This window comes from Halomonas smyrnensis AAD6 (assembly GCF_000265245.1).
GTDB classification, from domain to species: Bacteria; Pseudomonadota; Gammaproteobacteria; order Pseudomonadales; family Halomonadaceae; genus Halomonas; species Halomonas smyrnensis.
The window spans coordinates 253953-265691 of sequence record NZ_AJKS02000003.1; the positions used below are offsets into that span (position 1 = coordinate 253953).

At 68.0% G+C, this 11739-nt stretch carries 10 protein-coding genes and 1 tRNA gene; 4 read left to right on the forward strand and 7 right to left on the reverse strand.

What is annotated here, in order from left to right; genetic code table 11:
• Positions 1-293: 293 nt before the first annotated feature.
• The 7 genes from UYS_RS0205355 to hemA form a co-directional block, all read right to left on the reverse strand.
• The gene (locus UYS_RS0205355; RefSeq protein WP_016854479.1) at positions 294-1901 is read right to left on the reverse strand and encodes a sodium:solute symporter family transporter; all 1608 of its coding nucleotides are present in this window, start codon (positions 1899-1901) and stop codon (positions 294-296) included.
• Between the two features lie 338 nt (positions 1902-2239).
• Positions 2240-3274: a LacI family DNA-binding transcriptional regulator gene (locus UYS_RS0205360; protein WP_337587457.1), complete on the reverse strand. Its 1035-nt coding sequence runs from the start codon at positions 3272-3274 to the stop codon at positions 2240-2242.
• Positions 3275-3412: 138 nt separating this feature from the next.
• Entirely contained in the window at positions 3413-4159 is a 747-nt protein-coding gene (locus tag UYS_RS0205365; protein WP_040478011.1) for a HesA/MoeB/ThiF family protein, read from the reverse strand.
• Between the two features lie 5 nt (positions 4160-4164).
• Complete coding sequence (locus tag UYS_RS0205370; protein WP_016854482.1) at positions 4165-4665, reverse strand: Lrp/AsnC ligand binding domain-containing protein; 501 nt, start codon at positions 4663-4665, stop codon at positions 4165-4167.
• A gap of 237 nt (positions 4666-4902) precedes the next feature.
• Entirely contained in the window at positions 4903-5745 is an 843-nt protein-coding gene (gene prmC, locus UYS_RS0205375; RefSeq protein ID WP_016854483.1) for a peptide chain release factor N(5)-glutamine methyltransferase, read from the reverse strand.
• Positions 5745-6836: a peptide chain release factor 1 gene (gene prfA, locus UYS_RS0205380; RefSeq protein ID WP_016854484.1), complete on the reverse strand. Its 1092-nt coding sequence runs from the start codon at positions 6834-6836 to the stop codon at positions 5745-5747. Before prfA ends, prmC begins: the two co-directional genes overlap by 1 nt.
• A 10-nt stretch (positions 6837-6846) precedes the next feature.
• Positions 6847-8115 carry a glutamyl-tRNA reductase gene (gene hemA, locus UYS_RS0205385; RefSeq protein WP_016854485.1) on the reverse strand — a complete coding sequence of 423 codons (1269 nt, stop codon included), beginning with the start codon at positions 8113-8115 and terminating at the stop codon, positions 6847-6849.
• 237 nt (positions 8116-8352) lie between these two features.
• Here hemA and UYS_RS0205390 point away from each other — a divergent pair, with 237 nt between their 5' ends.
• From UYS_RS0205390 to UYS_RS0205405, 4 genes are all read left to right on the forward strand, one after another.
• Complete coding sequence (locus UYS_RS0205390) at positions 8353-10092, forward strand: tetratricopeptide repeat protein (protein ID WP_016854486.1); 1740 nt, start codon at positions 8353-8355, stop codon at positions 10090-10092.
• Between the two features lie 29 nt (positions 10093-10121).
• Positions 10122-10742, forward strand: a complete 621-nt coding sequence (gene lolB / locus UYS_RS0205395) for a lipoprotein insertase outer membrane protein LolB (protein ID WP_016854487.1) — start codon at positions 10122-10124, stop codon at positions 10740-10742.
• Positions 10735-11592, forward strand: coding sequence for a 4-(cytidine 5'-diphospho)-2-C-methyl-D-erythritol kinase (ispE, locus tag UYS_RS0205400; protein ID WP_016854488.1), 858 nt, complete (start codon positions 10735-10737; stop codon positions 11590-11592). Before lolB ends, ispE begins: the two co-directional genes overlap by 8 nt.
• 49 nt (positions 11593-11641) lie before the next feature.
• Positions 11642-11716 (forward strand) — tRNA-Gln (locus tag UYS_RS0205405).
• The last annotated feature ends 23 nt before the right edge of the window (positions 11717-11739 follow it).

Sequence of the window (11739 nt, forward strand, 5' to 3'; positions counted from 1 at the left end):
TCGTTATCCAGAGGAGAGCCATCGGGCCCCTTGGGTAATGTTCCTCGCATCAAGATCACTTAATGACTACGTATTCACAATATTGCCATCGATTGACCTCATCTCTTCCCTGCCCCCAATGACCTCATGAGGTTAGTATTGGCGGCCTTCAGTATCCACTAAGATCCTCCCGCTAGCCGTCGGCATCATGGCTCGCCTAACGACAACCTTGGCAACTATTGACTACGAATTCAATTCCTGTCGCCTACACCATTTGTCGAAGCCCGCCCGTCACGGACAGCCGAGTCGAGGCGTCAGATCCATGCCGCGAACAGGTACAGGAACAACAGCGTGGCCAGGAAGAACACCACCAGCAGCCAACTGACGCGATCCACCTTGCCGGGCATCAGGTACCAGCCCTCATCCTTGACCGGCAGGTTGCGGTCGCGATACATCGCCTTCTGGCCCTGGATGGTATACGCCGAGAGCTCCCCCTGGCGGCCATCCAGCAGCAAGCTGGCGACGATGGAGACCGGCACGTTGACCAGCACGCCGATGGCGCAGAACCAGGGCCAGGCAACCTCGCTCTGGGTCGCCACGTACCACACCGCCACGAAGCCGGCCGCCACCCCGATCAACAGCCCCCGCTCGCTGGTATGGCGGGAGAAGAACCCTAGGGCATACATGCTCAGCTTAGCGCCGACGAAGTAGGAACCGACCTTGGTGAGCAGCTGTAACACCGAGCCTTCGCTCTGGGCGAACAGGATCGCCGGCACGATGATCAGCACCGCCCAGCCAACGGTGAACCAGCGGGAAGCCTTCAGGTAATGGGACGAGGAAGCGCCCTTCTTGAAGTACTTCTCGTAGAAATCGAGGGTGGTCACCGTGGCCAGCGAGTTGAGCGCCGAGTCCAGACTGGACATGGAGGCGGCCACCACCGCGGCGGCGACGATGCCTAACAGGCCCGGCAGGCCATAGTCGGCGGCGAACTGCAGCACGATGGTATTGCTGTTGTCGAACTCGCGGCCACCGTAATAGCTATAGAACAACACCCCCAGCAACAGGAACAGGAAGTAGATGAAGAACGCCGCGAAGCCCATGAACAGGAAGGATTTCTTGGCATCGCCGATGTTCCTGGCGGCGAGCGCCCGCTGCACCACCATCTGGTTGGCGCCATAGACGGTGACATGATAGAGCACCATGGCGATAACCCCGGACCAGACGGTGGCCTCGACCCGAGGATCGAAGGAATAATTCAGGATATTCATCCTGCCCTCGGCCTTGAGCTCGCCCAGAGTGGTCGCCAGCGACTCCGGCATGCGGTCGAGCAGGGCGTAGAAAATGATCGCCGCCCCCACCAGCAGGATCACCGCTTGCAGTACGTCGGTCCAGATCACCGCACTGATCCCGCCCATCAAGGTATAGACCAGAGCGATCAGGGTGATCGCCAGGATCGCCGTGACAACATCCACGCCGGTGATGAAGCTCAGCACCAGCGCCGTGGCGTAGAGCACCGCCGCCGAGGACAGGGTCTGGGTCATCATGAAGATGACCGACATCACGCCTCGCGCCTTCTTGCCGAAACGACGCTCCTGATACTCGTAGATGGACGCCACGCCGCTGTTGTAGAAGAACGGCAGGAACAGGGTGATTACCAGGAACACCACCAGCGGGTAGTTGATCTGGATCATCATCACCCCGAGCCCGCTGCCATAGGACCAGGCGGGCCCACCCAAGAACGACATGGCGCTGACGTAAGTGGCCATCACCGACAGACCGATCGCCCACCAGGGGATGGTCTTGGTGCCCAGATAATAGTCTTCGGCGCTGTTGACCTTCTTGCTCAGCAGCGACCCCATCACCAGGTTACCGATGAGGTAGACGATCAGGATCGTCCAGTTGAGCGTCCCGAAACTTTCCATCAGTGGTGTCCCGTTGTCATTGTCGGTGGCTGTCGAGGATGCAAAGTGGCACACAATGAATACGATTGCAAAATTGAGCCGAACGCTTCCGCGCGACTGAAGGGCCTCGGAGAAAGCCTTAAAACCACTTTATAATCAATAACGTAAAGAATCTCGGCGACCACGCTCGATCACCGGCATTACGACTAAAGGTGGAATAGGGCATGCGGCGCGAGCCAAGGCGGGATCCGTCGGCCGTCCGCGAAGGAGCGCAGAGGCGTGGCCTCTCACCGTTCAGGACGGCGATCGGAGTCGGTTCGGGATTCGTCGAGCCTCTTCCTTGCCTGGGGAGACAAGGATCAGTCGGTAACCGGCTCTCGAGCGGGCTGACGAGCGCTGTGGCGCAGGATAGGGGTCACCGGCAGCACCCGGTTCTCGGCATTGAAATCGCCCTGGCGGATCTGCTTGAGCAGCAGTGCGGTGGCCTCCTCCACCATGCGATCCACCGGCTGGCGCACCGTGGTCAAGCGATAGCTCGGCCAGGCCGCGATCGGGGTGTCGTCGAAGCCGATCACCGACACATCCTCCGGCACACGGCGCCCCAGGTCGGTACGCAGGGTCTCCATCACCGCGACGGCCATGTGGTCGCTGGCGGCGAAGATGGCGTCGGGATAGGGAGGTTCGGCGAACAACCGCAGGGTCGCCAGCCTGGCCCGCTCGAAGTCGTAATCGCCCTGGGCGACCACCTGGCACTGCTGGCCCATCGAGGCCAGGCCATCGACCAGGCCCTGGTAACGATGGCGGCTGGTCGACGAGCTCTCGAGCCCCGCCAGATAGGCGACTCGTTCGTGGCCACCCATGGCCAGGTAGCTGCCGACCCAGTAACCGCCGTGATAGTTGTCGCTGTAGACCTGGCTGATCCCGGCGAAATCCACGTTGCGGTTGATCAGCACCACCGGAATGCCGGTCTCGACGCACTCGTGGGCCAGCGACGAGGTCAGGGAAGCGGACATCATTAGGATGCCGTCGACCTGGCTTTGCAGGATGCTGTCCATGACCCCGGCGAAGTCACCCTCCTCCGGCACCACGAACAGCAGCAGGTGGTAGTCCTCGGCTTGGAAGCGTAACGAGGCCTTCTCGACCACCAGCGGATAGAACATGTTATCCAGGTGCGAGAGCACCAGGGCGATGGTCCGCGACGAGCGAGTGATCAGCGAGCGGGCGATGCTGTTGGGACGATAGCCGAGCTCCTTGGCCGCCTTGAGCACCTTGAGCTTGGTCTTCTCCGAGATGCTGGCCTTGGGCGAGAAGCAACGACTCACCGCCGACTGCGAGACTCCGGCTCGCTCGGCGACATCCCGCGATGTGACGGCGGACTTCCTCTTCATCGGCATCGACTCAATGAGAATACGTAATCAATGTTAACAGCTTTCTCCACCGCTTTCCGCCATTCACGAGCGGGGCTCACCTACCGGACCCGCGCACTCGATGCCGGACGCACAGCCTACCCGGGCTCGCCGCCGACGTTCGTCTCAGTCGCCACACACCGGGCAAGCGGGATCCCGTGGCACCCGGAAGTGGCGCCACTGGCCACTGAGGCCATCGAAGGTGGAGAGCCCCTCGTGCACACGGCCGGCCCGGGCCATCAATTTCACCGCCTCGAGTGCCTGGAAGCAGCCGATCACCCCGACCAGCGGCGCCACCACCCCATTCTCGGCGCAGCGCAGTTCCTCGTCGCCACCCTCTCCCGGCGGATACAGGCAGGCATAGCAGGGGCTCGTCGGGTCACGCGGGTCGAACACCGCGAGTTGACCCGAGAAGCGGATCGCCGCCCCGGAGACCAGCGGCACGCCGGCGGCCCGACAAGCGGCGTTGATGGCATAGCGGCTTTCGAAGCGGTCGGTGCAGTCCAGCACCACGTCGGCCTCGGCCACCGCGGCGTCCAGCCCCCCGCCCTGGAGGCGCTCGGTGAACGTCCGGATACCACAATCGGGATTGACCGAAAGCGCGGCCTCGCGGGCCGATTCGGCCTTGGCACGCCCCAGGTCGGCCATGCCGTGGGCGACCTGGCGCTGCAGGTTGGAGAGTTCCACGATGTCATCGTCGGCGATACTCAGGCGGCCGACCCCGGCGGCGGCCAGGTAGAGGGCCACCGGAGAGCCCAACCCGCCGGCACCGATCACCAGAGCATGGCCGGCCAGCAGGCGCTCTTGGCCGGCGATCTCGATCTGTTCGAGCATGATCTGACGGCTGTAACGCAGCAGCGCCTCGTCGTTCATCTCGCTCACTTGTCCTCGAACTCCTCGATGTCGGGCACGTGAAGGGAGAACTCCTCCTTGACTTCCTCCATCACCACGTAGCTCTTGGACTCCTTGACCCCGGGCAGGGTCAGCACCACTTCGCCGAGCAGCTGGCGATAGGCCGACATCTCGGGAATCCGGCACTTGAGGATGTAGTCGAACTGGCCCGACACCAGGTGACACTCCTGGATCTGCGGCAGCTTGGCCACCGCGCGGCGGAACTCGTCGAACACCGAGGGCGACTGGGTCTCCAGACTGATCTCGACGAACACCAGCAGGTTGGCCTTCAGCGCCCGCGGATCGAGCAGGGCCTTGTAGCCGCGGATCACCCCGGCACGCTCGAGGCGCTTGACGCGCTCCAGGCAGGGCGTGGTGGACAGGCCGACCTGGGAGGCCAGGTCGACGTAGGAAATGCGGGCATTGTCCTGCAGGCAGCGCAGGATCTTTAAGTCGATGCGGTCGAGCGAACGGGTCTTGGTTTTCATTGTGGTCCTGGAACGTCGAACGGGTCACCGCCGAATCTTCTACTGAAAACCACCGCTAAACGGCGAGCTTTCGGGATTCACACATGAATAGGCGGCGGTGAGTGGCGTTTTTTACTGTTTCAACGTGTACCACAGGGCCGAGGGCCGGCTCCAGCCCCTCCGGCAGAAAGATGCCCCAGGATGTCGCTCACGGGCGGCCGGCCGGCGCCGCCACGCAAGCCCCCGGCCCGGGGAGGCTCAGCACCGCCCCAGGCTGATCCGCTCGTGCCCGCCGAGATCGCGGCGGCTCGCCACCTCGCGATAGCCGGCCGCGGCGAGGGCCCCACGCACCGCCGCGGCCTGGCCGGCCCCGTGCTCCAGCATCAGCCAGCCGTCGGCGGCCAGATGGTCGCGCGCCGTCGCCACCAGATGGCGCAGGTCGGCCAGGCCGTCGGCGGCGGCCACCAGGGCGCTGCGCGGCTCGAAGCGCACGTCGCCGCGGGCGAGGTGCGGATCGTCGTCGGCGATGTAGGGCGGGTTGGAGACGATCAGTTCGAAGCGGGCATCGCCGCCCTCCTCGACCAGCGCCGAAAACCAGTCGCTGACCAGGAAGCGGGCGTTGCCGAGGTCGTGGCGGGCGGCGTTGTCCCGCGCCAGGGCCACCGCCTCCGGCCGCAGGTCGACGCCGGTCACCGCCCAGCCCGGCCGCTCGCTGGCGAACGCCAGCGCCACCGCGCCGGTGCCGGTGCCCAGGTCGAGCAACCGCCCCGTCGCGCTGGCCACGGCCAGCGCCGCCTCCACCAGGGTCTCGGTGTCCGGGCGCGGAATCAGGGTGGCCGGCGACGTGGCGAGACTCAGCCCCCAGAACTCGCGTTCGCCGGTCAGGTGCGCGACCGGATGGCCGGCCTCGCGGGAGGCGATGAGCGTCTCGAAGCGCGCCTCGGTCTCGCCGTCGGCCTCGCGGTCGCCCCAGGTGTAGAGCCAGGTGCGATCGACCTCGAGCACGTGGCACAGCAGCACCTCGGCGTCAAGCCGGGCGCTCGGCGAGCCGGCATTCAGCAGCCGCTGGGCGGCCCGGGCCAGCAGCAGGTCGAGGCGCATCAGGCCTCCTGCTGCAGGGCGGCGAGCTGATCGGCCTGGTGTTCCTGGATCAGCGGCTCGATCACCTCGTCGAGCTGCTCGCCGCCGATCACCTCGCCCAACTTGTAGAGGGTCAGGTTGATGCGGTGGTCGGTCACCCGGCCCTGGGGAAAGTTGTAGGTGCGGATGCGCTCGCTGCGATCGCCCGAGCCCACCAGCGAGCGGCGCTCGTCTGCCTGCTGCTGGCGCTGGCTGTCCTGGGCGGCCTGCTTGAGGCGGGCGGCGAGCAGCGACATGGCCTTGGCGCGGTTCTTGTGCTGGCTGCGCTCCTCCTGGCATTCCACCACCACCCCGGTGGGCAGGTGGGTGATGCGGATGGCGGAATCGGTGGTGTTGACGTGCTGGCCGCCGGCGCCGCTGGAACGGAAGGTGTCGACGCGCAGATCGTTCTGGTTGATATCGACGTCGCCGACCTCGTCGGCCTCGGGCATCACCGCCACGGTGCAGGCCGAGGTATGGATGCGGCCCTGGGACTCGGTGGCCGGCACGCGCTGCACCCGGTGGGCGCCGGACTCGAACTTGAGCCGCCCGTAGACGCCCTCGCCCTTGATGCGCGAGATGATCTCCTTGTAGCCGCCCATGTCGCCGTGACTGGCGCTGACCACCTCGACCTTCCAGCCGTGCTGCTCGGCGTAGCGGGAGTACATGCGGAACAGGTCGCCGGCGAACAGCGCCGCCTCGTCGCCGCCGGTGCCGGCGCGAACCTCGAGGAAGACGTTGCCGGCATCGTCCGGATCGCGGGGGATCAGCAGCTGCTTGAGGCGCGCCTCAAGCTCGACCAGCCGCTCACGGCCCTCCTCGCGCTCCATCTCGGCCAGCTCGCGCATCTCGGCGTCGGCGTCGTCGGCCATGGCCTCGGCGGCCGCGATGTCGTCCTCCACGCCGCGATGCTCGCGCCAGGCCTCCACCAGGGGCTCGAGCTCGGTGTATTCGCGGGAGTAGTCGCGGAAGCGGGCCTGGTCGGTGATCACCTCGGGGTCCGCCAGCAGGGCGGCGAGCTCCTCGAAGCGCTCGGCAAAGGCGTCGAGACGCTGACGCAGGGAAGCTTTCATCAAGGATGTCCTATCGGGAAGTGTCGGAAGAGTCGTCGAGCAGCAGTGACGCGGCCGCGTCCAGCAGCTCGCGCTGTTCGTCGGCGGCGGCCTCGCGCAGGGCCACGGTGGGCCGGTGCAGCAGGCGATTGGTGAGTTGGTGGGCCAGCCGCGCCACCACCTCCTCGGGATTCTCGCCACGCGCCAGGCGCGCCAGGGCCTGGTCACGGGCCTCGTCGCGCAGGGCCTCGCCCCGGGCACGCACGTCGCGGATCAGCTCGCCGCCGCTGCGCAGCCGGCGATCGTGCTGCCAGCGGCCCACACCGTGCTCGATCAGCGATTCGGCCTCGTCGGCGGCGACCTGGCGATGGCGGCGATTCTCCTCGATGACCTCCTCCAGGTCGTCGACCGTATAGAGGAAGACGTCGGAGAGGTGGCCGACCTCGGGCTCGATGTCACGCGGCACGGCGATATCGACCATGAACACCGGGCGATGGCGGCGCTTCTTGAGCGCGCGCTCCATCATGCCCTTGCCGAGGATCGGCAGCGGCGCGGCGGTGGAGGAGATCACGATGTCCGCCTCGACCAGCGCCTCGGGGATCTCGTCGAGGGTGATGGCCTGGCCGCCCAGCGGTGCGGCCAGCTGCTCGGCCCGTTCGCGGGTGCGGTTGGCCACCGTCAGATGGCGCACCCCGGCCTCGTGGAGGTGGCGCGCCACCAGCTCGATGGTCTCGCCGGCACCGATCAGCAGCGCCGGCGAGCGCGAGAAGTCGTCGAAGATGCGGCTGGCCAGGCTGACCGCCGCATAGGCCACGGAAACCGGATTGCGGCCAATGCCTGTCTCCGTGCGCACCCGCTTGGCCACGGCGAAGGTCTGCTGGAAGAGGCTCTCCAGCTCGCCGCCCATGCCGCGAGCCTGGCGCGCGACCTGATAGGCCTCCTTGAGCTGGCCGAGAATCTGCGGCTCTCCGAGCACCATGGAATCGAGGCCGACGGCCACCCGCATCAGGTGGCGGGCGGCCTCGTCATCCATATAGTGATAGGCGCAGCGGGTCAGCTCCTCGACGGCGAGGCCGTGGAAGCGGCCCAGCCAGTCGAGCACCGCCCGCTCCCCCGACTCGCCGGTGACGCAGTACAGCTCGGTACGATTGCAGGTGGACAGCACCGCGGCCTCCTGCACTTCGGGCAGGCCACGCAGTTCGGTCAGCGCGGTCTCGAGCTGCGCAGGCGTGAAGGCGACCTGCTCGCGCACCTCGACGGCGGCGGTCCGATGGTTGATTCCCAGGGCAAGAAGCGTCATGCGTGTCGGCGTCTTCGCGATCGTGTTTCGGCGGTTTCGAGGGCGGCCCGGCGAGGCGTCGCCTGCCACTCCACGGCGCCACATTCTATCACAGGCCATGACCGCACGGCGCCCGCCGGGACTATCGAGGGCATCGATGCAGACCATCGGCGCGCCGCATCTCCCTCATCCATTGCGCCTTTGCCCCGCGCGATCAAGCCGTTATGCTGACGACTCGCCCGACACCACGAGACCGGCATGCCCCGAGGATTCCCCACGACGCTGTTCCGTCGCCGCCCCCTCGCCGCCATCGGCCTGGCCCTGGCGCTCGGCGGCTGTCAGAGCCTGTCCGCCGTGTCGGCCCCGCCGCCGCAGGACCCGATGGCCGATGCACCGCCGATCACCCGCGGCCTGGATGCCGAGGGCCTGTCGACGCTGCTGGTGGCGGAGATCGCCGGCCAGCGAGGCGACTATCGCCGCGCCACCCGCGGCTATCTGGCCACCGCCGAACGCTACCGGGCGCCGGAGCTCGCCGAGCGCGCCGCCCTGGCGGCACGCTTCGACGACGACCCGGCACTGCTCGAGGAGACCGCCCGCCGCTGGCAGTCGCTGGACCCCGCCAGCGAGGCCCCGGCCCGCCTGCTGTCCAGCCTGGCCGTGCAGCGCGGCGACTGGACGAGCGCCCTGGATCAGCGCCTGGCACTGCACGACGACGGCGACGCCGAGCTGCTGGGCTTCATCGAGGATGCGCTGGAGGCCGGCGCGGCGCCGGCGCCGCTGCTCGAGCGCCTGCGACAGGATGTCGCCGCGCCGGATGCCCCCGTCGACCGCGAACTGGCCATGGCGCTGCTGGAGGCCGCCACCGGCCAGACGCCCACGGCCCGACGCCGCCTCGACCGGCTGACCGCGACCCATCCGGACGATCCCGCGGTACAGCGCATCGACGCCGCCCTGGCGCTGGAGATGAATGCCCCCGAGCGCGCCGAGGCCGCCGCCCGTCGAGGCCTCGAGGCGTCGCCGGGCGACGCCCGCCTGATGCTGCTGCTGGCCCGCGCCCAGATTCGCCTCGGCCGACTGGACGCCGCCGAGGCCAGCACCGACGCGCTGCTCGAGGACCGGGGCGACCGGCCGCCGCTGCGCCTGGCCCTGGCCCGCCTCTATCTGGAGGAGGCGCATCCGCAGCCGGCCCGCCGCCTGCTGCTGCCGCTGCTCGATGACGACGACACGCCCGAGCTGGCCTTCCTGCTGCTTGGCGGCATCGCCGAGCAGCAGGGCGAGGTCGACAACGCCCTTCTTTATTACCGCCAGGTGCCCGAAGGCAACAGCTTCCTGCTCGCCCGGCTCCGCGCCGCGCGCATGCTGATCGAGGACGATCGGCTGGTCGACGCCCGCGCCTTCCTGCGCAACGAGCGCCTGACCCATCCCGATGCCGCCTCTCGACTCACCGGCCTGGAGGCCGAACTGCTCGACGAGGCCGGCGCCCGCGCCCAGGCCGACGCCCTGCTCGACAGCTATCTCGATCGCCACCCCGACGACGCCCAACTGCGCTACCAGCGGGCCATGCGCGCCTACGGCAACGGCAACCTGGCCGCCATGGAGCGCGACCTGCGCACCATCATCGAGCGCGACCCGGACAACGCCAACGCGCTCAACGCCCTGGGCTACACCCTGGCCGACGAGAATATAGAAGGACGACTCGAGGAAGCCCGCGCATTGATCGAGCGCGCGCTCGAGCTCGAGCCGAACAATCCGGCCATCCTCGACAGCCGCGGCTGGGTCGCCTACCGCCTCGGCAACGTCGACGCCGCCGTCCCGTGGCTGGAACGCGCCTGGTCGGCCATGCCCGACCAGGAGATCGCCGCCCACCTGGCCGAGGTGCTGTGGGTCGCCGGCGAACGCCAACGCGCCCGGGCACTGATCGCCACCGCCGTGGAGCGCTTCTCGCCGCGCCCCCGGATCGACGAGCTGCTCGAGCGCCTGCCCGCGCTCGCCCCCTGATGCCCCGCGACGGAGAAGGAAACCCGACCATGCGACGCCCCACGCTTACCCTGCTGCCCGGCCTGGCCCTCGCCCTGCTGCTGCTCGGCGGCTGCGCCACCCGGGGCCAGTCTCCCGACGCCCCCCGCGCCGCCGACGACTGGCAGGCCCAGAAGACACGCCTGGAGGCCATGCAGACCTGGGAGCTGACCGGCAAGGCCGGCCTGCGCACTCCCGAGGACAGCACCAGCGCCAATCTCGACTGGAACCAGACCCCCTACCATTTCCGCCTGCTGCTCAGCGGCCCCTTCGGCAGCGGCCGCAGCGTGCTGGAAGGCCGCGAGGGCCGCGTCTCGCTGACCACCGGCGAGGGCCGCTTCGAGGCCGAGAGCCCCGAGGCGCTGATGAACCAGCGGCTCGGCTGGTCGCTGCCGGTGGCCGCGCTGGGCGACTGGGTCCGCGGCCTGCCCGCCGACGACAGCCCGCACCGCATGAATCGCGATGCGCGCGGCTTCCCGGCCCGCCTGGAGCAGGACGGCTGGACCATCGATTACCAGGACTGGATGCGCGTCGAGGACCTGTGGCTGCCGCGCCGCATGAAGATGCAGTACGGCGAGCTGAACGTGACCCTGGTGGTGACCCGCTGGCAGCCGGAGACCAGCGATGCCTGATGCCGGCCGCCTGAGCCTGCCCGCCCCGGCCAAGCTCAACCGCATGCTGCATATCACCGGCCGACGCGACGACGGCTATCACGAGCTGCAGACCCTGTTCCAGTTTCTCGACCACGGCGACACCCTGACCCTGGCCCCGCGCGACGACGGCGAACTCCGCCTGACGCCGACGCTTTCCGACGTCGCCCCGACGGACAACCTGATCCTGCGCGCCGCAACGGCGCTGCGCGAGGCCACCGGCTGCCGCCAGGGCGCCGACCTCCATCTCGACAAGCGCCTGCCCATGGGCGGCGGCCTCGGCGGCGGCAGCAGCGATGCCGCCACCGCCCTGCTCGGCCTGAACCGCCTCTGGGGACTCTCCCTCTCTATAGGGGAGCTGGCCGAACTGGGTCTGGCGCTGGGAGCGGACGTCCCGGTGTTCGTGCGCGGCCACGCCGCCTGGGCCGAGGGCGTGGGCGAACGCCTGACCCCGGTGGAGCTCGACACGCCCTGGTTCGTGGTCGTCCACCCCGGCGTGAGCGTCTCCACGCCGGCGGTGTTCCAGGCGCCGGAATTGACACGGGACACGCCTCCCATTACTATGGCGCGCGCACTTCAGGGGGGAACGGCGAGCTGGCGCAACGACTGCGAGCTCACGGTCCGGGAGCTGCATCCCGAGGTCGCGAGTGCGCTCGACTGGTTGAGCGACAGGGCACCGGCCATGCTGACCGGCACCGGCGCCTGTGTATTCGCCCGCCTGGACCATGAAGCCGATGCCACGGCGCTGCTGGACGACCTGTCCGGCCGCTGGACATCCTTCAAGGCCAGGGGACTGAATCGCTCTCCTCTCCATGATGCACTGGATCGATGACCGCCATGCCATGGCGCATCACGCATCGGTCCGGTACGGCAAAGGTTGCTGGGGTATAGCCAAGCGGTAAGGCACCGGTTTTTGGTATCGGCATGCGCAGGTTCGAATCCTGCTACCCCAGCCATTTCCCTTCCCGAACATCCGACC